Genomic DNA, 22,882 nt, shown 5'->3' on the forward strand with positions numbered 1-22,882 from the left:
ACAGTATGCACTCTGATAGCACTATCAAGTGGTGGTAATCCCCCATACCAGACTATCGAAGAGAAAATTTCTTCAATACGGGCCTCTGACGGGCTAGGTAACCACAGGTGTCCAGACCGTGCCAAAGATGGAAACTGCGAACTTCGAGACGGAGCTGAGTCTCTTCAAGTACGACAATCTCGAACAGCTCCCGCCGGAGTACCGCGAACTCACGGAAGACGAACGGACCGAACGCATCGAGGCCGCGAAGGCCGAACTCGGCGACGACGTGGTCATCCTCGGCCACAACTACCAGCGCCGCGAGATCGTCGACCACTCGGACTTCATCGGTGACTCCTACCAGCTGAGCGTCGAGGCGGCCAACGCCGACGCGAAGTACGTCGTCTTCGGGGGTGTGACGTTCATGGCGGAGTCGGCCGACATCATCACCGACGACGGCCAGACCGTCATCCTGCCGAGCATGGAGGCCTCCTGCCCGATGGCCGGGATGGCCGAGGCGCTGCAGGTCGACGCCGCCTGGGAGGAGATCACGAGTGCGGCGCCCGACGCCGACATCATCCCCATCACGTACATGAACAGCTACGCCGACCTGAAGGCGTTCTGCGCCGAGCAGGGCGGGCTGGTCTGTACGTCCTCGAACGCCCACCGCGCCTTCGAGTGGGCCTTCGAGCGCGGCGACAAGGTGCTGTTCCTGCCGGACAAGCACCTCGGCGAGAACACGGCCCACCGGCTCGGCATGCAGGACAACATGGCCGAGTGGGACCCGTGGGACCCCGAGGGCAAGGACGCCGAGCAGGTCGCGAAGTCGGACATCATCCTCTGGGACGGCTACTGCCAGGTCCACGAGCGCTTCCGCGTCGACCACATCGAGCAGGTGCGCGAGGACCACCCGGACGCGAAGGTCATCGTCCACCCCGAGTGCCGCCGCGAGGTCGTCGAGGCCGCCGACAAGTCGGGGAGCACGGCGACTATCACGGAGACGGTCGAGAACGCCGACCCCGGCGAGACGTGGGCCATCGGCACGGAGATACACCTCACGAACCACCTCCAGCGCTGGCACCCAGAGGTGAACGTGCTTCCCCTCTGTGGCGACGCCTGCATGGACTGCAACGCGATGCGCCAGATCGACCCGAACTACCTGACGTGGGTGCTGGAGGAACTGGTCGCGGGCCGCGAGCGCAACGTCATCGAGGTCGCCCCGGAGGAGAAGGAACTGGCGAAGGTGGCGCTGGACCGGATGCTGGAGGTGTAGCGATATGAGACAGACAGAAGTCCTCGTCGTCGGCACCGGCATCGCGGGCTGTGCCGCCGCCCTCGGCGCGGCCCGCGAGGGCGCGAACGTCCTCGTCGTCACCAAGGCGGAGCGCCCCGAGGACGCCTCCTCGGACTGGGCGCAGGGCGGCATCTCGACCACGGGCACCGACCCCGAGCGGTTCAAACAGGACATCCTTGCGGCCAGCGCGGACACCGCCGACGAGGCCGCGGTCGACGTGCTGGTCGAGAACGCGGACGACGCAGTCGAGGACGTGCTGGTCGACACCCTCGGCGTGGAGTTCGACCTCGACGCCGAGACCGACGAGTTCGACTACACCCGCGAGGCGGCCCACTCCGAGGAGCGCATCCTCCATGTCGACGCCTCCACGGGCAAGCACATCCTCCGGCCGTTCCTCCGCTACCTCGACGACCACGAGAACGTCGAGATACTGGAGGACACCGCGGCCCTCCAGCTCATCACCCACGAGGGCCGGGTCCACGGCGCCATGCTGGACACCGAGACGACGGGTGAGCCCGTCTTCGCAGGCACCACCGTCCTCGCCACCGGCGGCATCGGCGACCTGTTCGCGCGCAGCACGAACCCCGCCGGTTCGACCGGTGACGGCATCGCGATGGCCGCCCTCGCGGGCGCCGACGTGGCCGACATGGAGTTCGTGCAGTTCCACCCGACGGCCTTCGCAGGGGAGGAGCCGTTCCTGCTCTCGGAAGCGGTCCGCGGGGAGGGCGGCCTCCTCCGGAATGCAGAAGGAGAGCGCTTCATGCCCGACTACCACCCGGACGCCGAACTCGCGCCGCGCGACGTGGTCGCCCGGGCGGTCCAGGACGAGATAGACGCCACGGGCGAGGTGACCCTCGACGTGTCCACCCTCGAGGAACCCTTCGCGGAGGCGTTCCCCGACCTCGCCGCGAAGTGCGAGGAGCACGACGTGGACTGGGAATCCGGCATCCCCGTCGCCCCCTGCGAGCACTTCCTCTGCGGGGGCGTCGACGTTGACGACCGTGGGCAGACCACCCTCGACCGGCTCTACGCCGTCGGGGAGTGCGCCCGGACCGGCGTCCACGGCGCGAACCGCCTCGCCAGCACGAGCCTGCTCGAAGGGCTCGTCTGGGGGCTGCGCGCCGGCGAGGACGCGGTCGGCGTGGAGCCGGAGCCGGTCGAGGCCCCGGACCTGCTCGACCGCGACCCGGACCTTCCACCCCGGTTCGCCGCCGAGAAGTTCCACCGCCTCCGGCACGTGATGGACGAGTATCTCGGCCTCCGGCGCGACCCGGCAGACATGGCCCGCGCCCAGGGTGTGCTCCGCCGGCTCAAGGGCGAGGTCGACGCCTACATCCGGACCCGCACCGCGCGAGACCTCTACGAGCTCCGGAACGCGAGCGTCACGGCCCTGCTCGTCGCCCGGGCGGCCGCCGACAACGAGGAGAGCGTCGGCTGTCACTACGTCGTCGAGGCGGCCGACGAGGAAGCCACCGCGACCGCGGACGACTGATGGGAGGCGAGTGAGACAGATGATCCACGACTCCCAGATAGAGCAGTGGTTCCGGGAGGACCTCGGCCACCACGACGTGACGAACGAGGTGCCCGGCGAGACGACGGGGAGACTCGTCGCCAAGGAGCCCGGCGTCGTCGCCGGGATGGCCGCCGCCGAGCGGGTCTTCGACTACGTCGGCGTCGACGTGCTGGAGACGACAGAAGACGGCACTCGAATCGAGTCGGGCGACGTGGTGCTTCGCGTTTCGGGCCCGGCGAAGGCCGTCCTCCGCGCCGAGCGCATCGCCGTCAACGTCGTCGGACACGCCTCCGGCGTCGCGAGCCGCACCCGCAAGGCGGTCGACGCGGCCCGCGAGGTCGACGACGAGGTGCGAATCGCGGCGACCCGCAAGACCACACCCGGTCTGCGCGGCATCGAGAAGCGCGCCGTCGTCGCCGGCGGGGGCGACACCCACCGGCTCGACCTCTCGCACATGGTCATGGTGAAGGACAACCACGTCGCCGAGATGGGCCTGGAAGGTGCCATCGCGCACTTCCGCGACCGCGTCTCGTTCGCGACGAAGATCGAGGTCGAGGTCGAGGAACCCGAGGACGCGCCGACGGCCGCCGAGGCCGGCGCCGACATCGTCCTGCTCGACAACATGCGCCCCGAGACGACGACCGAGGCCGTCGACCTGCTGCCCGGGGGGGTCCTCGCCGAGGCCTCCGGTGGCATCACGCTGGCGACCGTTCCCGACTACGCCACGACCGGCGTCGACGTAATCTCGATGGGGTCGCTGACCCACTCCGCGGCGAGTCTGGACTACTCGTTCCGGACCGGCGAGTGAGGTCGGGACGGCCAGCACGGCCGGGTACTCCACGGGGATCCAGGGCATCGCACACGGAACACCCCAGTTTTTTGAACAGTGCAGTGGTACCTATGGGCATGGTGTCTGAATGGGGAGGGCCGAGGGCAGTCCTCGGAGTCACGGGAGGGGCGAGCGATGGTTCGTAAACGTACCTACTACCGGGTGGCGTCGGTGCTCTGGTTCTTCGGGTCCATGGTGGGGTTCATCGCGGTGGGGCTCGGGATGCTCGAGCCGACCGTCCCCGCGTCGCTGGTCCCCAGTCGGGCCGTCGCCTTCGGGGGCGGAGTCGGCGTGGGGCTCGCCGGGCTGGCGGTCATCCAGTTCTTCAGGGGGAGAGCCTGGGTCCGGGCGGGTCGGGGTGCGGACCTCTCGACCCAGGAGCTCGCGCTGCCACTCCGGACGCCCGACCTCGCGGGCGAGGTCGACGGCCGACCCGTCCGGGCGTACACGCTCAGCCGGTCGACCGGGAGCGGGGAGTCGAGTAGCAAGACGACGTACACCCGCGTCGAGGCCGACCTGGACGAACCGGCCAGGACTGGCTGTCTGGTCTACCCCCACGGCGACGCGAGTGCCGGCGACGAGGCGCTGCGGGACCTCCAGCTCCCGGCCGCCACCGTCGACGGCGTGCTCGCCATGGGACCGTCGGCGGAGTTCGCCCGGGCGGTCCTCACGCCGGCCGTCGTCGACACCCTCGGAGAGGCCGACTCCGTCGGTGGCGTGTACGTGGGCGACGCCGGCGGGCTGGTGCAGCAGCTGGTGGCCGAGGAGGACAGCGTGCTCCTGGGCGCCGTGGCGAAGCGAGCCATGCAGTCGCTCCCCGGCGGCGAGTCGTCGGCCGGCATCGAGACGAAAGGGGCGGTCCTCGACGCGGACATGCTGGCCGAACAGACGCGGGCCGTCGCCACCGTCGCCGAGGGGTTCGAGGAGGCCGCCAGAACCGTCGAGCCCGTCTGACGGGCTATCCCTCGCCCTCGGATGGGAACGGTTCGCCGAGGAATCCGGTGGCATCACACTGGCGACCCTTCCCGACTGTGCTACGACCGGCGTCGACGTCATCTCGATGGGGTCGCCGACGCACTCCGCGGCGACTCGGGACTACTCGTTCCGGACTGAGGAGCCCTGACAGAACATATACAAGAATCGGTTTCAGAAAACGGTTTAGGGGCTGCCACGACGATGCTTCGGCGTGTCCCCGCCCCGCCCCTCCCGCCCCGTGTTCAAGTACTACGCCTACAAGGCGACGGCCTCGGTGGGGCTCTCCATCCCGGTCTGGGTGCTGTTCCTCCGCGCCAACGGCCTGAGCTTCACCGAGATCATGGTGCTCGACGCCATCTGGTGGGTCGGCATCACGCTGGGCGAGGTCCCCACGGGCTGGGTCGGCGACCGCATCGGCTGGAAGAACAGCCTCGTCGTCGGCAACGCCCTCCGGGCTGTCGCCGTCGTCGCGATGGGAGCCTCGGGCACCTTCTGGGCGCTCGCGGGCATCTACCTGCTGTGGGCGCTCGGGTCGACCCTCCAGTCCGGCAGCACCGACGCCTGGCTCTACGAGGTGCTCGACCGCGGCGATGACGGCGACACCGACGACTTCACCGGCATCCGGGGGCGCGGACAGTCGCTGACGCTGGCCTTCGGCGCGGCCGGCGCGGTCGCGGGCGGCTACCTCGGCGAGGTGAGCCTGCGCTGGCCCTTCTACGCGACCGGCGTGCTCTGGACACTCGGCGTGCTCGTCCTGCTGACGTTCCCCAGCGTCTCGGTCGACGACGACGACCGCATCACCGCCGCCGACGCCATCCCGGTCCTGCGCGAGCGCCTGCTCTCGGTCGAGTTGCGCGGGTTCGTCCTCTGGGTCGCGGTCGTGCTCGCCGTCGCGAGCGCGACCAGCCGCCTCACCCAGCCGGTCGCGGTCGACCTCGGCGTCCCACAGGCGTGGCTCGGCTGGCTCTACGGCGGGTTCACGCTACTCGCCGCCGGCGCCAGCTACCGGGCCGGCTGGATTCGGGAGCGCTTCGGCCTGCTGGGCTGGGTGACCGTCGCGCCCGCCGTGCTCGGGGTCACGCTGGCGGTGGTGCTGGTGGCGCCGGTCGCCGCCCTGCCCGCGTTCGTGCTCCTCCGGGCGGTCAAGGCGCCGACGAGCACCCTCGCCACCCAGTACGTCAACGACCGCATCGAGACCGCGGGCCGGGCGACGGTCCTCTCTGGCGTCTCGATGGTGAACGCCGTGGTCGCCATCCCCTTCGGGGTGGCCGTCGGCCGGGTCGCCGACGCCTCGCAGTACCTCTCGCTCGGGCTGGCCGGCCTCGCGCTGGTGCTGCTCGCGGGGGTCGCGTCGCTGCGGCTCGCGGGGAGCGTGACCGACGTTCGCGCGGCCCAGGAGGCCGACTGAGAGGAGAACTGGCGGACGCCAGCGACTCGCCTACTCGTCGTCGAGCAGGTCGGCCTGCTGTCGCTGCCGGTCGGCCGGGCGCCCGGACTGCTCGGGGACGAGCAGGCTCTCGCCGGTCATCGCGGCCGGTTGCTGGACGCCGACCAGCGAGAGCAACGTGGGTGCGATGTCACAGAGCGACCCGCCCTCGCGCACCTGCTTCCCGCCGCCGTCGCCGCCCGGCGTGGTGTAGATGAAGGGCACGTCGTTGTAGGTGTGAGCCGTGTGCGGGTCCTCCTCGGTGCCCATGTCGTCGGCGTTGCCGTGGTCGGCCGTGACGAGCACGTGCCCGCCCGCGGCCCGGACCGCGGCCTCCAGCCGCCCGAGTTGCACGTCGACAGCCTCGACCGCCTCGACGGCGGCGCGGTAGTCGCCCGTGTGCCCGACCATGTCGGGGTTCGCGTAGTTCAGCACGAGCACGTCCGGGTCGGTCGTCGCGATGCGCCGGACCGCGGTCTCGGTGAGTTCGTCGGCGCTCATCGCCGGCGTCGCGTCGTAGGTCGGCACGTCCGGGCTCTCGATGATCTCGCGGCTCTCGCCCTCGAAGGCGACCTCGCGGCCGCCGTTCAGGAAGTAGGTGACGTGGGCGTACTTCTCCGACTCGGCCATCCGGAGCTGAGTCTTGCCCGCGTTCGAGAGCACCTCGCCGAGCACGTCCTCGGGCTCGTGGGGCTCGAACGCGACCGGGAACTCGAACGTCTGGTCGTACTCCGTCATCGTGACGAGGCGCGTCTCCGGCGGTTCGGGCCAGTCCTCCTCGGGCTCGACCGCCTGGAGCATCCGGACGAGCTGGCGGGCGCGGTCCGACCGGAAGTTGAAGAAGATGACCGCATCACCGTCCTCCAGACCGGCGTGCCCGCCCACCGTCGTCGCCTCCACGAACTCGTCGGTGTCGCCGCGCTCGTAGCTCTCCTGCACCGCCTCGACCGCGCTGTCGGCGTGGTGGGGTGCCTCGCGCTCCACGATGGCGTCGTAGGCCATGCGGGTGCGCTCCCAGTTCTGGTCGCGGTCCATCGCGTAGTAGCGCCCGCAGACCGTCGCGACGTTCCCCGTGCCGTACTGCTGGACGTGTGCTTCCAGGTCGGCGAGGTAGGACTCGCCCCCCTGGGGTGCGGTGTCGCGGCCGTCCGTGAAGGCGTGGGTGACCGCCGGGACCTCGCGCTCGGTCGCCATCTCGATGAGCGCGTGGAGGTGGCGCTGCGAGGAGTGGACGCCGCCGTCGCTGACGAGGCCCATGAGGTGGACCCGGCCCCCGTTATCGTCGGCGTACTCGAACGCCGAGGCCAGCGCCTCGTTGTCGAAGAAGGAGCCGTCGTCGATGGCGTCCTCGATGCGGGTGTACTCCTGCATGACGACCCGGCCCGCCCCGATGTTGAGGTGGCCGACCTCGGAGTTGCCCATCTGGCCGTCGGGGAGGCCGACCCGCCGGCCCGCGACCGACAGCCGGCCGTACGCCCCGGTTCGCCTGAGCCGGTCGAAGACGGGTGTGTGCGCTGCTGCGACCGCGTCGCGATGGTCGCCGGGGTCGTCGTTGAGCCCCCAGCCGTCGAGGATGATGAGTGCCGCGTCCATGTCAGAGGGGTCGCGGGTCGGTACAAAGAAAGGTTCGTTCGCGACAGTGAGATGGTGAGGGTTCGCGTGTCGCTATCGGTGGTGGGTTTCGGGCGGGAGCTCGCGTCGAGACGGTCGGTTACGACGAGCAACCAGCTCGCGCTGGCGGCATGGAGACCGCACCACAGCCTCCCCAGCCGACTCCCTTCGCTTCGTTTCACTTCGCTCCAGTCGTCCCTCGCGCGTTGGCGGGCGGACGAGAACCGCCCGCCTGCACACGCCAGACCGGGTGGCCGAGTGCAGACGCTCGACTGGCCAGCCGGGTGGCGCGCGCTGGTGAGCGTGTCGAAGACCGCGAGCAGAACTCGCGCGAGGGACGAGACGCGCAGGCGAAGCCGAGCATCGAAGTCGGCTGGGGAGAGTGTGGCTGCGGTGCTGTGCGGTGGCGGTCACCATGCCGCCAGTGCGAGTGACCTGCGCGTCGAACCTGACCCTGTGAGCAACTCCAACCCGGTCCGGCCCAGTGAACAACACGAACCCGGCCCAGCGAAGAACTCGAAACCGACGACCGACAGTGAGACGCGCGAATCCAGCCACCCACAGACCGACTCGTCACCCGTAGCGCGGCGTGAGACACTCGAACTCGCCGTCGCGGACCTGCACCAGACAGGTCTCCCCGGAGGACTGCTGCTGGGGCCCCGGCTGCCACTCGGTCTCGTGGCGCTCGTCGTCGTACTCGAGCGCGATGCGGTAGGCCCCGGTCGGGGGGACCCACGCCAGCGTCGCCAGCCGGTGTGGGTAGAGCCGACCCTCGTAGGTGGCCACCAGCTTGCCGGCCTCGTCGTGGACGGTCGCCCGGACCCACAGCTCCGGCCGGTCCCGGTTCACGACGGCGATGCGCGGATAGTCCGGCGGCTCCAGGGTATTCGGCATGCGACCGTACTACACACTGGCGGGACAAGAAACTGGCCTCGGCGGGTCCTGCTCACTCGGTCGCGAACTCGGTCTGGCACTCGCCACAGACCGAGCAGTTGCCGGGGCGGGTCGGCTGGGGTGCGACGGCCCCGCACTCGTCGCAGACCATGAACAGGCGCTTCTCCGGCGGGACGCCGGCCTCGAACTCCATCTCGACCCACGCGTCCGGGTTCTCCGGGTCGTAGATGCGGACGCCGCCGTCGGTCCGCGTCCAGTCGTAGGCCGGGTCGTCCTCGGTGACCGCTTTCGCGGTTCGCTCCGTCATCACCTCGAACTCGCCGACCCATTCATATAAATCTCTTGATAAATTTGAACACGGAATCGAGTTAACGCTCTCCCGACCGTCGGCTTTAGTACGGCAGGGCGGGTCCGGTGGGATATGACGCTGGACCCGGTGCACTTCGAGGGCATCGCGCAGCTGGCCCGCCGCATCAGGTACGACGTGGGCGAGGACGACCACCGCGACTTCGCCCGGACGGTGTGGGCCGAGTTCCTCGACCCGCTGGTCGACGACGGCCGGACGGTCCTCGAACCGCTGGGCGAACAGGGCCGCCACTCCGCGCCCATCGAGGACGTGGCGCTGACCGACGAGCCCTTCGAGACAGTCCACGGGCTTGACTCGGGCACCATCAACCCGACCACCTTCACCAACGGGCTGGTGCTCGACATCGCCCAGGCTGCCATGTCCGCGACGCCCTCGGACCTCGAACTCCACCGGGCGCGCACCCTCGTGATGACGGTCCACACGAACGACCGGACCGTCGACGTCTCCGAGTCCGACTGGGAGATGGGCGACGAGGGCTACATCCGGTCGCAGATTCGGCAAGCCCCGCGCGTCGACCGCTTCGCCGAGGGTGTCGTCCACGCGCTGGCGCTCTACCTCGCGGAGTCGAAACACGCCCTCACGCAGGCCGAGGTGGTCGACGACCTGCTCGTCCTCGACGGGCCGCTCTACCCGAAGGGGCTGTTCAAGTGGGCCGACCGCCACCCCGAGCTGGCGGCCCTGCTGGACGAGGACGACCGGGTGCGCGAGGTCGTCTCGAACTACGTCGAACTCGTCGAGCGCTTCGTCACCCGGGACGTCCCCCTCGTCGGCTTCGTGAAGAACCCCGCGACGAAGGTCATCACCCGGACCGTCCAGAAGAAGGGTGCACACGCCCCCTGGGTCGACGACACCGCCTTCTTCACCCGCGTCCTCGAACGCGGCGGGTTCGACCCCGACACCGAGCAGTGGGAGCGCGACACGAACCACCTCACCTGCACGAACTGGTTCGCCTCCCGCGGCGGCGCCGACCACCCGCTCTCGACGGACGGGGACGCCCTCGGCGTGGAGCGCCGCCTCGACGACGAGGACTACGAACCCACCTTCTGTGCCATCTACGACCCACGGAACGACCTCGTCTACCGGCTCGAGGCACCCTACGCCTTCACGAAGGACGCGGCGACCCGCGAGGACCTGCGACTGTTCGCGCTGCAGGAGATCGCCGCCCGGAACGGGCCGCCCCTGGCCGTCGCGAAGGCCGACGAACTCGCGCGCATCAGCCGCGACGAGAAGCGCGCGCTCACCGCGACGCTCGAGGAGACGTTCGAGGCCCGCCGGATGCGGGACTACGACGACACGCGCTGGGACTGAGTAGGACGAGACAAGAAACCGAGAGAGAAAGACCCGACTCAGGCCGTCTCCGCCTTCTGCACCGAGATGTCGACCACGTCGGGGTCCACGCCGACGCGGGCGAACTGCGTCCGGATGTGCTCCTTGGCCGCGGTCAGCGCCTGGTCCTTGGTGTCGAACCCGCGGGGCATCGGCGACTCGAAGGCGATGTGGATCTCCTCGCCGTCGACCTCCTGGACCGTCCCCCCGCTCTCGACCTCGTAGAACTCGTCGCACACCCAGACGTAGGGAGCGTCCTCGTCGGGCGCGCCGCGGAACTCCGGCGCGTCCTCCCCCCGCTCGTAGATGGTGCCGGTCAGGTCGGTCCCGGCCGCACTCCCGCGTACTAGCAACATGCCCAGAGAATAGGCGACGGACTCGCATAAGACCATGGCTTCACATCGCCACCGGCGCACAGGCGACCGAGGGAAACCGGTTTCACGCCGCGATTCCTTGCGTTGGGGTATGACCGACCTCGGTGACTTCGGGGACTTCGACGTCGACGACGAGTCGGCCGGTGACGACGCGCTGGCCGAGGAGTCCACGGGGGACGACGCCCCGCAACGTGGCGACGACCAGCCGGCGAGCGACCAGCAGGCCGACGACTTCCAGCGCATGGACGTGACGCCCAGTGGCCGCGACCGCGGCATCGGGACCATCGCGGTCTCGGAGGGCCTGCGCATCGCCGAACGCGAGGAGGACACCCAGTTGCGGGCGTACGTGACGACGGGCAACCGGCCGAACGTCCGCATCGGCTCGTACCTGCTCGCGCCGTACCCCGACGGCGAGAAACTGTTCGCCCGCATCACCGGCCTGGAGTACGCCCAGGCGTTCCACGCCGACGACGCGACCGAGATCCACGCCCGGCGGGCGATGCGCCGCGACGGCATCGACGAGGCCGACTACAAGTTCATGGCGACGCTGGAGCCGATGGCCGTCCTCTTCGACGACGAGGGTGAACTCAAACGACGGATGGTCGACCGCGTCCCCAAGCCGGAGACCATCGTCCGGGAGGCGACCGACACCACGGAGATCAAGACCGGCCTGAAGATGCCCGAGGAGGGCGTGTTCCTGGGCCACCTCTCCGTCGGCGGCGAGAAGGTCCGCACCAACGCGGAGCCGCCGACCATCGACTACCGGCTGAAGGACGACTACGAGGCCGGCGACCCCCTCGTCTTCCGGCACACCCTCGTCGCGGGTGGCACCGGGTCCGGGAAGACCCACGGCGCGAAGAACATCCTCCGGCAGTACCTCGCCGAGGACCGCACCTACCCGATGGAGGGCGGCCGCGACGTGCGCCCCGCGATGGTCGTCTTCGACCCGCAGGACGAGTACGCCCAGATGCACGACGACAACCCCGGGATGACCGACGAGTTCGCCCGCCGGCTCGAACGCGAGGACATCGCCCACGGCGGCATCGACGACACCACCGCGTTCGTCCCGAAGGTCGGGCAGGCCAGCTACGCCGCCGACCACCACCGCGCCGAGCAGGTCGAGTTCACCATCCCGTTCTCGATGGTTCGCTCGCGCCCCTGGCTCGTCGCCAGTGGCGGCCTCAACGACAACCAGTATCCCGCCCTCAAGCAGCTGCTCCGGCGCTTCTTCGACCAGTACGGCAACGGCGGCACCTACTCGCAGTTCCGGTCGTTCCTCGACGACCCCGCACTCAAGGAGGAACTGCACGAGTCCGGGCGCATCCACGAGGCGACCTTCGACGCGGTCAAGCGCCGGACCTACGGCTTCGGCGACGTGTTCGACCAGAGCGCGAAGCCCATCACCGACCTCGTCCACGAGTTCGTCCGCCCGGGCGGGCTCTCGGTGGTCCCGACCTACCACGTCAACGACTCGCGGACGACCACGACCGTCGTCCTCGCGCTGGCGAGCCTGCTGGTCGACCAGAAGCTCTCGAACGACCCCGACTTCGACCGCATCAAGGAGACGCCCATGGTCCTCGGGATGGACGAGGCGCACAACTTCCTCACCGACGCCGACACCGTCCAGGCCCGCAAGGTCATCACGAAGTTCACCGAGGCCGCCAAACAGGGCCGCAAGGAGCGCCTCGGCCTGTTCCTCATCACGCAGGACCCACAGGACATCGCCGACCCGGTGTTCAAGCAGGTGAACACGACGGTCGTCCTGAACCTCGGCGACGAGGACGCCATCAAGAGCGTCAACATCCCCGCGAACCTGGAGTCGAAGGTCCCCTACATGGAGAAGGGCCAGATGGTCGTCTACTCGCCGGACAACTCAGAACCGGTCGAGTGCATCGGGCTCTCGACGTGTGTGACGAGTCACGGGCGCTGAGGGCGACGGACGGAAACCGCCCGACGTATCGACCCGGGTTCCAGCCACGACACCGCGATACCGCCGACGGGAGGGGGATTTATGCGACAGACCGTGCTAGTCTATACCAATGGCACAGCACGTCCTCGTCGCCTACGACGACTCGCCGCAGGCCGACCACGCCCTGCGGCTGGCACTCACCGAGTTCGACGACGCGGGACGGATGACGCTCCTCACCATCATCGACCCCGCAGACGCGGGCTACAGCCGGAACCTCGCCATCCCGAGCCTCCCCGAGGAGTGGTACGAACAGCGCAAGACGGCCGCGACCGAACGCCTCGGGACCGCCCAGCGCGCCGCCGCCCAGGTCGGCGTCGACGCCGAGACGGACATCGTCGTGGGGCGGCCCGCCCGGCGCATCGTCGACTACGCGAACGAGCACGACGTGGACCACATCGTCACCGGGAGCCACGGCCGGTCCGGCGTCTCCCGGATCCTGCTCGGGAGCGTCGCCGAGGCCGTCATCAGGCACGCGGACTGTCCGGTGACGGTGGTGCGCTGACCCGCACCCGGTCCGCGCTCCCGCGACTCACTCCTCGCGGATGGCCTCGAATCCCGAGTACGAACTGCGGTGCGTGTTCCGGACGAGGTCCTCGTCGGAGACCTTGAGCCCGAGTTCGTCCAGTTTCTCGCCGATGCGGGTCAGGTCGTCGCCGTCGGCCCCGACGGCCCGGACGAGGACGTTCCCCTCACCGGTCATCACCTCCTGCACCTCGACGACACCGTCCACGTCGGCCGCCGCCTCGGCGAGTTCCTCACGGGTCGGAATCGGCGCCGTACACACGATGAGGGTGAAGAGCTGGTAGCCGGCGCGCTCGTAGTCCACGTCGGCGTGATACCCCTGGAGCACCCCGTCGTCTTCGAGCCGCTGGATGCGGTTCCGGACGGTACTCGCGGAGACGTCGAGGTCGGCCGCGATGTCGCTGGAAGACGTATGCCGGGCCTCCGACTGGAGTTCGTGGAGGATGCGTCGGTCGAGGTCGTCCAGTTCTCGAATCGCCATTTGACTACCCTCTTCGGCTGGGTAAGTAAAAACGTGGCCAAAGTGGCTTGTCAGAACAACACCGAGCAGCAGATTTTCTCGTTTTTCGCCAACTACGTATTTAAACTACAGGACAGTCCGACACATTTTCCCGTCCCGAGCGGGAATCGGGAGCACGGACGACAATGAACACCCTCGAGATCTTCATCCGCCTGTTCGCGGGCGTGTTGCTCATCCTCGCGAACGGCTTCTTCGTCGCCATCGAGTTCGCCCTGACGCGTGCCCGACAGTTCACCGAAGAGGAGTTCGTCGACGGGGACTCACGGCTGGAACGCGCGTGGAAGATGACCAACGACCTCGAACTGTACCTGACGACGTGCCAGGTCGGTATCACGGCCTCGAGCATCGCCGTCGGTATCGTCGCCGAGCCGGCGCTGGCGGCCATCTTCAAGCCGCTGTTCGGGAACACGCCGCTCGCCGGCATCGGGGCCGGTGCGTTCATCGCGTACTTCATCATCAACCTCATCCACCTGACCCACGGCGAGCAGACGCCGACCTACCTCGGCGTCGAGCGCTCCCGACTGGTCTGCCGGTACGGCGCCGCGCCCCTCCACTGGTTCTACGTGGTCATCTCGCCGGTCATCAAGCTCGGCGACTGGGTCGCGAAGTGGACGCTCCGGATGTTCGGCATCGAGATGTCCGGCGCGTGGCTCGAGACGGAAGAGGACGCCATCGAGTCCCGGAGCCAGCTCCGCAACCGCGTGAGTTCCCTGCTGGAGCAGGGTGACATCGAGGGTGAGCGCCACGACGAGGTGCTGAGCGCGCTCGACGCCGGGACGATGGAGGTCCGGAACGTGATGGTCCCCGAGTCCGACGTCGTGTTCCTCTCGACCGAGGCGACCCCCGAGGAGAACCTGCGACGCGTCTCCGAGTCACAGCACACCCGGTACCCACTGGTCGGCGACGCGCCGAAGGAGGCGGTCGGCATCGTCTACGTCCCGCAGGTCGTCGAGAACATCGACGCGTTGCGCGACGGTAGCATGACGTTCGCGGACATCGCCGCCCCGCCGATGACCATGTCGGCCGAGACCTCCGTCAGCGACGCCATCGACCGGTTCCAGGCCGAGAGTCAGGAGCTGGCCCTGATACTCGCCGACGGGGACATCGTCGGGCTAGTCACCGCGACCGACGCGCTCGAGGCGGTCATGGGCGACCTCGAGGACCCCCTCGACACGGGGACCTCGAACCCGTCCAGACGGGGTCAGGCGACGCCGAACTAGGCGTCAGAAGATGTTCGCCTGCCGGTGGACCGAGATGCCGTCCTCGGTTATCTCGTAGGGCTTGGTCTCCCGGGAGTGGTTCGCGTCACGTATCTTCTGTATCTCGACGGCGAGACGCGTCTCCCGGAAGTCCGACGGCCGGACGTACTGCAGGATGAACACGGCGTCGGTGAGGTACTCGACGATGCCGTGACGGGAGGCGTAGGGCGAGTCCTCGCTGGCCTCGGAGGTCATCATCGTCGTGATACCGGCCTCCTTCAGGCTCTTCGTGAAGTCGTAGATCTCGTTGCGACGCTTGGCGCGGTCGTCGTACATCATCTCCAGCAGCGACACCGAGTCCAGCACCAGCCGGCTCGCGCCGAACTGGCTGATGAGCCGGGGGAGTTCGGACCGGATGGACCCGAGGCTGTTGGCCATCTCGATGGGGTCGATGTCGACGACCGCGAGCAGGCCGTCCTCGACGTACTCGTCGAAGGGCATCCCCTTCTCGGTGGCGGAGTTGATGACGCGGTCGCGGTTCTCCTCCAGCGTGATGAAGATGCCACGTTCGCCCTGTCGCATCCCGTGGTCGAGGAACTGCAGGCCGAAGGTGGTCTTCCCGGTCCCGGCCGACCCGACCGCGACCATCAGCGAGCGCTCGGGGACCCCGCCCATGATCATCTCGTCGAGGCCCTTGATGCCGAGGTTGATGCGGGGGAGTTCTGACTCGAACTCGTCGGCGTCGAAGTCGGTCGTCCCGAACCCGCCGCCGGTGTCGAAGCCACCGCCGCCCATGCCGAAGTCGTCGGAGGCCATGTCGAACTCGCCGTTCCCCACGTCGAACGGATTGCCCTCGACGTCGAAGCCGTCGTCGACGTCGCCACCGGCACCGCCGCCAGCACCGTCGTCGACGTCCGGCATCTGGACGTTCCCCATGGCCGCGCCGAAGTCGTCGTCGAACAGCGACCCCGACGAATCGTCGGGCTGGTCGCCGAAGTCTGGGTCGGAGTCCGAACCGGCGTCGGTGCCCTGGCCGGCGTCGTCGTCGACGTGACGCCCGCCGCTCTCGTCGGGCGAGTCGTCCGCGAATCCGAGGTCCTCGCCGGTGTCCTCGGCGGCCTCGCCAGCGGCTGGTTCGGCGGTATCGTCGTCGGAGAAGGCAGCGTCCCAGTCCGCGCCGGTGTCGCGAGCGCCGTCGGTCTCTTCCGAGTCGGCCGGGTCGGGCGAGCCGGCGTCCGCGGTGTCGTTCTCGCCGTCGAATCCGGCGTCGTCCCCGTCGTCGGGCGACTGTTGCTCGTCGTCGGCCGCCTGCCCGTCGCGTTCGCGGATGGCTCGCTCGAACCAGTCCTCCTCGCTCATCGCGACCACCGTCGCTCTCGTCGGGCCAGCAGTCGTCTCTTGCCGGCCGCCTGAACCGTCGACGCGACGTAGCCGGCGCGAACCTGTTCGGAGGGGGACATTGCTTGCGTGTCGACGGGCCGAGTCTGTCACTCCTCGACCACGTCGTTCGTACACCCGAGGCCACGCCCTGCGCAGGCTTTAACCTTGTTGCTGTCGGTGGGGTTTTTAGCCTCGTGGCCGGTAGGCTCGGGCATGAAGGTGGGGCTGGTCGCCCAGAAGGACAACGCTCGCGCGGCGCATCTGGCGGAGAGACTCCGCGAGACGCTCCGCGAGCACGACGTGACGGTAGTAGTCGACACGGCAACAGCCGAGGCCCTCGGCAGCGACGGCGTCTCGCCCGAGGCCATGCAGGACTGCGCGCTGGTCGTGAGCATCGGCGGCGACGGGACGTTCCTCTACACCGCCCGCGGTGCCGGCACCGCCCCCATCATGGGCGTCAACCTCGGCGAGGTCGGGTTCCTGAACGCAGTCTCGCCGGACGACGCCCTCGAGGCGGTCCAGGCCGAGGTCGAACACATCCGCGACACCGGGTCTCCCCACGTCCGCGAGATGATGCGCCTGCAGGCCCGGGGCGAGGGGTGGACGCTCGACCCCGGCATGAACGAGATCGTCGTCCAGGGCCCCCAGCGCGGCCACGGCGGCGGGGCCTCCTTCGAGGTGCGCATCGACGGCGAGCTGTACACCGGCAGCCAGGGTGACGGCGTCCTCGTCGCGACACCGGCGGGCAGCACCGCCTACAACCTCAGCGAGGGCGGCCCGTTCATCCGCCCCGAGGTCGACGCCGTCGTCGTCACCGAGATGTGCGCCTCCGAGCCGATGCCGTCGCTCGTCAGTGCGGCCGACAGCACCGTCACCGTCCGGGTCGACGACGCCGACTCCGGCTTCGTCATCAGCGACGGGCGCAACCAGCAGGTCATCGAACCGCCGGAGACCGTCACCATCGAACGCGCCGACCGGCCGGTCCGGATGGCCGGGCCGCCGGGCGAGTTCTTCAAGGCGCTGAACAAACTCGACTGATACTGTCGGACGTAACTTCGGGAAGATATCCGACACCCCGAGTGACGAAAATCCTCCATGGGATTACGTCCGACAGTATGACCGGAGTACGGGCAATCCCCCCGACTTTCGAAAGCCCTTAGCAAGTCCTGACCCTTCCTGCACCTAATGAGTGAGCAACTGCCGGACGTCCAGGCGTCCAGCCCGGACGTCACCGTCGGGCTGAGTCAGGTGGGGGTCACGGGTGTCGAGAAGCTCGTGAAGCTCCACCGCGACGACAAGCGACCGATCGTCCTGATGGCCGAGTTCGAGGTGTTCGTCGACCTGCCGTCGTGGCGCAAGGGCGCCGACATGTCCCGGAACATGCAGGTCATCGACGAGACGCTGGAGGCCGCGACCCGCGAGGAGGCCCTCCGCGTCGAGGACGTCTGTGGCGACGCCGCAGAGCGCCTGCTGGCCAAACACGACTACACCAGCAAGGCCGTCGTGAAGATGGAGGCCGAACTCGTCACCCGCGAGGAGACCCCTGCCTCCGGCCTGGAGACCCAGAGCGTCGTCGACATCATCGCCAGCGCGACCGCCACCGACGAGGGCACCCGCGAGGAGATTGGCGCCCACGTCGTCGGCATGACCGTCTGTCCCTGCTCGCAGGGGATGTCCGCCGCCCGCGCCCGCTCCGTGCTCGCCGACCTCGGGATCGACGACGAGACCACCGAGGAGTTCCTCGACCGGGTGCCCCAGCCCGGCCACAGCCAGCGCGGCCACGCCACCATCACCATCGAGAGCGAGGGCACCCCCGACGTGGACCTCATGGACATCGTCGAGGTCGCCCGCGACTCCATGTCGGCGCGCATCTACAACCTCGCGAAGCGCCCCGACGAGGACCACATGACCTACGAGGCCCACGCCGACGCCAAGTTCGTCGAGGACTGCGTGCGTGCCATGGCCGAGGGCGTCGTCGAGACGTTCGACCACCTGCCGGACGACGCCGTGATCCACATGGAGCAGTCCAACGACGAGTCCATCCACCAGCACAACGCCCACGCCGAGCGTCTCGTCGAGATGGGCCAGCTGCGCGAGGAACTGAACGGGACCGCCTGAGTTCGCGCCGTCTCTCTGTTCGTCGCGGTTCTCAAGACACTATTCGCGCCCGTCAGCGCACTGTTCGTGGCCGTCGGTTCAGAACCACCCGAGCACCCGCTCCGTGACCGACCGACCCGGGTTCTCTCGCTCCCGGTTGCGGAGCCGCCCCTGCTTCAGCGTCACCGCCCCGGCGAGGTAGACCGTCGACCCGAGCAGCCCGTCGATGGCGACCAGCGGGAGCCAGGGATGCACCCGGTACAGCCCGTCGATGACCGGCCCCGGCAGCACCGCGAGGTACCGATGTTGCGTGAGGAACCGCCGGTAGTACCCCGTGTCGTCCGCCGCCGCGAGCGTCAGGGTCGCGTTCGTGCGACTCTGGCCGTCGACCACGAGGTGTCGCGGCGTCACCGCCACCCCCTCGCTCGCCGGTTCGAGGTAGACGTGCACCGGGACCAGCCCGGCGTTGGCGACGCGGTAGGGCAGGTCGCTCGTGGTTCCCTGCTCGATGACGGTCGGGTTCTCGGACTCGAACTCCGCGCTGACGACGCCGAACTCCTGCGTGCCGGCGGGGACGACCATCGCCGCGGTCGCCGCGACCACCACGAGCAACGCCAGTCCCGCGAGCACCAGCCGCAGTGATGTCCCGTCGTCGCGGCTCCGTGACCGCTGGCGCTTCTCGGCCGCCGGGTCCGTGAGGTACCAGTCCAGCACGTAGCCGACGACCGACAGCCCGAACAGCACCATGGCGACGCCCTGTGACCCGAGCAGCGACCGCATGCCGAGGGTCTGGGCGAGCCGGAGCTGGGTCCATTCGAGCGCGTCCTGGATGCTCATCACGACCGTCCCGAGGTACGGGATGACCAGCACGGAATCGCCCACGGTCAGCGCTTTCGCGACGACCTGGGCGTCCTTCACCGGTGGCTCCTCGCCGTCCTGGTCGGTGAAGGGATTCGCATCTCCGCGGGTGACGTACCCGCGGTCCGTCTCCGCGACGACCCGGTGGGTCGTGAGCCCGCCGCCGTGGAGGTGTTCGGCCTGGAAGACGATGACGTCGCCCTCGGAGACGTCCCCGCCGATGGCGGTCGGGATCGCCACGAAGCCGTCGCCGGGGTCCATCGTCGGCTGCATGCTGCCGGTCTCGACGTAGCTCAGGAGGATAGGCTGGCCGAGCAGCGCCCCCGCGAGCAGCGAGACGAGGACCAGCGCGACCGCTGCCGAGGCTGCGAGCGATAGCAGACGGCGTGCCCCCATCTGGTGGTCCCCCCAGTAGCAATCGGTTCGTCGCCCGACAGGAAATGCCCCGGGTTGATATATCCTGCACGGGGCTGCCGGGCGGGGCCGCACTCAGACGCTCGTGAGTCGGCGGAGCACCACCACCGAGACCAGTACGCTGGCAGCACCGACGACGACCGCGACGACGGCCCCCGGGTCGGCCTCGCCACCCTGGGTGGACAGCCCGGGTGCGCCCGCGTCGGTCGCCTCCTGCTCGGCGCCGGTTCCCTGGCTGTCGCCCGTGCCGGCGGAGCCGTCGCCGACGCCGGTCGTCTGGTCGGCGCCGGCCGCCCGACTGACGACGACCTCCCCGGCGTCGACAGTCCCGACCTGGAGCGAGTGCGTCCCCGGCTCCTCGAACGTGAGCTCGTACCGGACGACCGCACGCTCGTCCGGGTCCAGTGCGACCGGTTCGCGCTCGACCGCCGCGTCGTCGACCGCGACCGCCAGTTCCCGGCGACCATCGGCCATGCCGTCGTTCTCGACCGAGGCACGGACCGTCACGGTCTCACCGGGAACCACGTCTCGGTCCGCGACGCGCACGCCAGCGACCTGGATGTCGGGCTGCCCGCTCGCCACGACGACCGTCCCGAGCGCGTCGGTCGTCGCGACGTAGTGCATTCGCTCGCCGTGCTCGACCAGCCGGGCGTCGAGTTCGGTCCAGTTGCCGTCTCCGTACTCGAGGAGGGTCACGTCGGCCGGGTCGGTTCCCCGCCAGTCGAGGTAGTCCCGGTCGACGCTGACGTACAGCCGCACCGTCTCGAACCCGCCGGTTCCGATGGCCTGCCGGAGGTCGAGGTACCCGTCCGGCTGGGCGTCACGACCGGCCGGGAGCGCCCCCACCCCGCCGACCGGCTCCGGGCTGCCCACGATGTCCACCCGCACCACGTCCTCCCGCGTGGGTGCGAGCGCGACGCGGTCGAGGGTCACGTTCGCCCCCGCGACGTGCATCCGGTCGAGGTCGGCCGTCTTCGACCCCGTGACGTGCCAGAGGGTGACCCGGCGCTCGTTCGGTGCCGGCTTCGCCACCGACACCGCCGGGACGCTCGCGGTCTGGATGTCCGCGTCCGTTCCCTGGGTCGAATCGGTGGCGGCCTCCGCCGGGACCGCGTTCACCTCGAACTGGTCCCGCACGATGTCGACCGTCACGTCCTCGGTCGTGTCGACCCGCAGCCCGACCGCGACGCTCTCGTTCTGCCCGAGCACGACCGCGTTCCCCTTGCCCTCGATGGACTCACCCCGGGCGACGAAGGTCAGAAATGGCTGGTCGAGGTCGAGCCACACCCGGGCCGGCTCCGGGTTCGTGTTCGTGACGGTGAAGATGTCCCGGACGGTGGTTCCCGCGTCGATGGAGACGCCCTCGCCCTCGAGGTTCGGGTTCTCGGCGGTCAGGTCGACCGTCAGCTCGCCGTCCTCGTCGTAGTAGGCGAAGTCGCCGTTGTCACCCGGGTGCGGGGTGAGGTGGATTCCCTGTCCGATGGTGTCGGACTGGGTGGTGAGGAACGCGCCGGTGCCCTGGAGGAGCGCGAGGGCGATGGTGATGGTGGCGACGGCCGTGAGGAGGAGTTTCGTTGCTCGGTGCACGGCTACCGGCCTCTGTGCTGGCTGCTGTTGGTCAGCGTTCCCATCCTCTGTCCCCCCGCGAAGACCCACCGGCGGAATCGAACCGCCGAATGCCAGAGTGGGTCGAATCCCCAACCGAGTCGTAGTCGTCCGACAGCGCTTCCTCTGGCGTTTCTGGTGTGGTCAGTCCGTAGCGACCGCGTTGATAGTCAGCGTCACGTCATACTCTTCCTCTTGGACAGGAACCCCATGGGTATCGATCTCCAGCCCGCAGATTAGCTGTTCACCGACAGCGAGTGGTCCCGACGGACTGCTCTCCGTGAGCAGGTTCCCCGTTTCGACATCGTACATCGTCACCGACGGGACGCCCGCGGTCGTCTCCTGTGTGCTGTAGACCTCGACGGGCTGTGTACCCTGGTTCTTGACACCGAACAGACCCGGTTCGTCGTGAGCAGCGTCTTCGCCAAAGCGGTAGACAGAGTCGATTCCGAGCCCTTCTGGGTCAGTTGGATTGCCGGCTGGATAGTTCCCCTCATCTGGGCTGGGAATATCAAATTGAAGTTCTGATGGGTTCCCGTCAAGTAGCGAACGTCTGCCCGTTCCTTGCTGGGTCAGAGTAAAAACCGCAACGTAATCGTCTGTTGTTTGGATATTTATGTTTCGATTCGTACTGACGTTGGTGAATGCCTCTGTTCCGATGGCGAACGCGCCACTCATTGCGAGACCTCCCAAGCCAGCAATGAGGGTGCGACGGTTCATTTATATGTTCTTCTAATCAATCCCCTTTTCCCACGTAGGAATCAGGGACGATAGAGGTGTCAGCGACCATGGTCATCGACACGTCAATGTCTGCATCACCCGGGTTCTTGATGTAGAGTCCGAGACTGAAACTCTCACCGGGCTCGAGAACGAAGTCTCCCTTCTCTGCAGCGTAGCTGTTGAAGTCCGGAAGATTGTAAATCCCGGTCAGGCTAACTTCACCCTGTAGGTTAGCACCCGGATTATCGGCTGGGAGGTCGTTTTCAGGGTTGTAGTCCCCGTTGGGGCGGTTGGTCACCTGCGGGTCTACGCCAAACCCACTGCTCGTCGTCCTCTTGTTGTTCGGGATACTGTCTCCATCGACGTAAACGACTGCGGCCTGGGTCCCTTGGTTCACAACATCGACCATATCGAGAATCCGGGTGAGTGAGTCTGCATTAAGCCCGTTTGCATCGTTGTTGGAGGTTGTGATTTCGACTTTACCTCCGTTCCCATCGATATTGACGTATTCACTGTTCGTATTACTATTCGACTGGAACGCGAGGAGGGCGTTCGAGTCGTTAGCAGTGCTGATACTGACACTACGATCAGCACTCACACTCGAGAACGCACCAGTACCCATTGCAGCTGCCCCGCCGGCAGCGACCGATCCGAGTCCGATCAAGAACTTGCGTCGTTCCATTGTCCTGTATTCACCGTGTTGCGAGCACGACCCCGCACGAGCCGGCGTCCGACCGCGGGACGCCGCCTCGCACCGAATCGCTTCACTCGAACCCAATGGGAGATACCCGTACTGTATTGAGGCCCCTGCGAATCGGTGACACGTCGATTATAATTCGGGCGATTCGTGGCAGGCTTTCTCAGAGAACCCGCAGAGTCGCTCTGCGATGCGACAAATACCTACTGGCCGACCGGTAAGTGATGGATACTCGACCAGACCAGCCGAGTCCGACCGATGGAAGACAGACCGCCATCACAGCCGTTCTCTGTGGCGGTATCCTCTCGATAAC

The 22,882-nt window shown here is 68.1% G+C and carries 21 protein-coding genes and 1 pseudogene; 12 read left to right on the plus strand and 10 right to left on the minus strand.

The features are described from left to right. Positions 1 to 118: 118 nt before the first annotated feature. From nadA to NOV86_RS07425, 6 genes and pseudogenes are all read left to right on the plus strand, one after another. Positions 119 to 1,252, plus strand: coding sequence for a quinolinate synthase NadA (gene nadA / locus NOV86_RS07400; protein WP_368408730.1), 1,134 nt, complete (start codon positions 119 to 121; stop codon positions 1,250 to 1,252). A gap of 4 nt (positions 1,253 to 1,256) precedes the next feature. Further along, a complete protein-coding gene (locus NOV86_RS07405; RefSeq protein WP_267640703.1) occupies positions 1,257 to 2,765 on the plus strand; it encodes an L-aspartate oxidase in 1,509 nt (502 codons plus the stop codon). A gap of 19 nt (positions 2,766 to 2,784) precedes the next feature. Further along, the gene (gene nadC, locus NOV86_RS07410) at positions 2,785 to 3,594 is read left to right on the plus strand and encodes a carboxylating nicotinate-nucleotide diphosphorylase (protein ID WP_267640704.1); all 810 of its coding nucleotides are present in this window, start codon (positions 2,785 to 2,787) and stop codon (positions 3,592 to 3,594) included. A gap of 156 nt (positions 3,595 to 3,750) precedes the next feature. Then, the gene (locus NOV86_RS07415; protein ID WP_267640705.1) at positions 3,751 to 4,569 is read left to right on the plus strand and encodes a hypothetical protein; all 819 of its coding nucleotides are present in this window, start codon (positions 3,751 to 3,753) and stop codon (positions 4,567 to 4,569) included. 34 nt (positions 4,570 to 4,603) lie between these two features. Next, a pseudogene (locus NOV86_RS07420) lies at positions 4,604 to 4,738 on the plus strand (carboxylating nicotinate-nucleotide diphosphorylase); the annotation flags it as partial. A 63-nt stretch (positions 4,739 to 4,801) separates the two neighbouring features. After that, on the plus strand, positions 4,802 to 5,998 hold the full coding sequence (locus tag NOV86_RS07425; RefSeq protein ID WP_267640706.1) for an MFS transporter: 1,197 nt from the start codon (positions 4,802 to 4,804) through the stop codon (positions 5,996 to 5,998). Positions 5,999 to 6,028: 30 nt separating this feature from the next. Here the strand turns inward: NOV86_RS07425 and gpmI are convergent, their stop codons facing one another. The 3 genes from gpmI to NOV86_RS07440 all read right to left on the minus strand — a co-directional run bounded on the left by gpmI (position 6,029) and on the right by NOV86_RS07440 (position 8,828). Beyond that, positions 6,029 to 7,609 (minus strand): 2,3-bisphosphoglycerate-independent phosphoglycerate mutase, encoded by a 1,581-nt coding sequence (gene gpmI / locus NOV86_RS07430; RefSeq protein WP_267640707.1) that lies wholly within the window; start codon positions 7,607 to 7,609, stop codon positions 6,029 to 6,031. A 591-nt stretch (positions 7,610 to 8,200) separates the two neighbouring features. After that, on the minus strand, positions 8,201 to 8,521 hold the full coding sequence (locus NOV86_RS07435) for a hypothetical protein (protein WP_267640708.1): 321 nt from the start codon (positions 8,519 to 8,521) through the stop codon (positions 8,201 to 8,203). A gap of 52 nt (positions 8,522 to 8,573) precedes the next feature. After that, a complete protein-coding gene (locus NOV86_RS07440; RefSeq protein WP_267640709.1) occupies positions 8,574 to 8,828 on the minus strand; it encodes a hypothetical protein in 255 nt (84 codons plus the stop codon). Between the two features lie 114 nt (positions 8,829 to 8,942). Between NOV86_RS07440 and NOV86_RS07445 the strand changes: the two genes are divergently transcribed. Continuing rightward, positions 8,943 to 10,196: a DNA double-strand break repair nuclease NurA gene (locus NOV86_RS07445; protein WP_267640710.1), complete on the plus strand. Its 1,254-nt coding sequence runs from the start codon at positions 8,943 to 8,945 to the stop codon at positions 10,194 to 10,196. 38 nt (positions 10,197 to 10,234) lie between these two features. On the opposite strand, the gene NOV86_RS07450 is transcribed toward NOV86_RS07445, so the two are convergent. Then, on the minus strand, positions 10,235 to 10,570 hold the full coding sequence (locus NOV86_RS07450) for a DUF7113 family protein (RefSeq protein ID WP_267640711.1): 336 nt from the start codon (positions 10,568 to 10,570) through the stop codon (positions 10,235 to 10,237). A 109-nt stretch (positions 10,571 to 10,679) separates the two neighbouring features. Here NOV86_RS07450 and NOV86_RS07455 point away from each other — a divergent pair, with 109 nt between their 5' ends. Further along, a complete protein-coding gene (locus tag NOV86_RS07455) occupies positions 10,680 to 12,518 on the plus strand; it encodes an ATP-binding protein (protein WP_267640712.1) in 1,839 nt (612 codons plus the stop codon). Positions 12,519 to 12,627: 109 nt separating this feature from the next. Further along, positions 12,628 to 13,059, plus strand: coding sequence for a universal stress protein (locus NOV86_RS07460; RefSeq protein ID WP_267640713.1), 432 nt, complete (start codon positions 12,628 to 12,630; stop codon positions 13,057 to 13,059). 27 nt (positions 13,060 to 13,086) lie between these two features. Here the strand turns inward: NOV86_RS07460 and NOV86_RS07465 are convergent, their stop codons facing one another. Continuing rightward, the gene (locus NOV86_RS07465) at positions 13,087 to 13,560 is read right to left on the minus strand and encodes an Lrp/AsnC family transcriptional regulator (protein ID WP_267640714.1); all 474 of its coding nucleotides are present in this window, start codon (positions 13,558 to 13,560) and stop codon (positions 13,087 to 13,089) included. Positions 13,561 to 13,724: 164 nt separating this feature from the next. On the opposite strand from NOV86_RS07465, the gene NOV86_RS07470 reads away from it, so the two are divergent. Then, a complete protein-coding gene (locus NOV86_RS07470) occupies positions 13,725 to 14,819 on the plus strand; it encodes a hemolysin family protein (RefSeq protein WP_267640715.1) in 1,095 nt (364 codons plus the stop codon). Between the two features lie 3 nt (positions 14,820 to 14,822). On the opposite strand, the gene NOV86_RS07475 is transcribed toward NOV86_RS07470, so the two are convergent. After that, positions 14,823 to 16,157 (minus strand): KaiC domain-containing protein, encoded by a 1,335-nt coding sequence (locus tag NOV86_RS07475; protein ID WP_267640716.1) that lies wholly within the window; start codon positions 16,155 to 16,157, stop codon positions 14,823 to 14,825. Between the two features lie 234 nt (positions 16,158 to 16,391). Here NOV86_RS07475 and NOV86_RS07480 point away from each other — a divergent pair, with 234 nt between their 5' ends. Both NOV86_RS07480 and mptA read left to right on the plus strand, forming a co-directional pair. Continuing rightward, positions 16,392 to 17,216: an NAD(+)/NADH kinase gene (locus NOV86_RS07480; RefSeq protein ID WP_267640717.1), complete on the plus strand. Its 825-nt coding sequence runs from the start codon at positions 16,392 to 16,394 to the stop codon at positions 17,214 to 17,216. A gap of 147 nt (positions 17,217 to 17,363) precedes the next feature. Beyond that, positions 17,364 to 18,296 (plus strand): GTP cyclohydrolase MptA, encoded by a 933-nt coding sequence (gene mptA, locus NOV86_RS07485; protein ID WP_267640718.1) that lies wholly within the window; start codon positions 17,364 to 17,366, stop codon positions 18,294 to 18,296. Positions 18,297 to 18,374: 78 nt separating this feature from the next. Here the strand turns inward: mptA and NOV86_RS07490 are convergent, their stop codons facing one another. The 4 genes from NOV86_RS07490 to NOV86_RS07505 form a co-directional block, all read right to left on the minus strand. Further along, on the minus strand, positions 18,375 to 19,529 hold the full coding sequence (locus NOV86_RS07490; RefSeq protein WP_267640719.1) for a signal peptidase I: 1,155 nt from the start codon (positions 19,527 to 19,529) through the stop codon (positions 18,375 to 18,377). 93 nt (positions 19,530 to 19,622) lie between these two features. Beyond that, entirely contained in the window at positions 19,623 to 21,134 is a 1,512-nt protein-coding gene (locus tag NOV86_RS07495; RefSeq protein ID WP_267640720.1) for a CARDB domain-containing protein, read from the minus strand. A 162-nt stretch (positions 21,135 to 21,296) separates the two neighbouring features. Beyond that, a complete protein-coding gene (locus NOV86_RS07500; protein WP_267640721.1) occupies positions 21,297 to 21,830 on the minus strand; it encodes a hypothetical protein in 534 nt (177 codons plus the stop codon). Positions 21,831 to 21,888: 58 nt separating this feature from the next. Beyond that, a complete protein-coding gene (locus NOV86_RS07505) occupies positions 21,889 to 22,554 on the minus strand; it encodes a hypothetical protein (RefSeq protein WP_267640722.1) in 666 nt (221 codons plus the stop codon). Positions 22,555 to 22,882: the final 328 nt, after the last annotated feature.

This window comes from Haloarchaeobius amylolyticus (genome assembly GCF_026616195.1).
GTDB classification, from domain to species: domain Archaea; phylum Halobacteriota; class Halobacteria; order Halobacteriales; family Natrialbaceae; genus Haloarchaeobius; species Haloarchaeobius amylolyticus.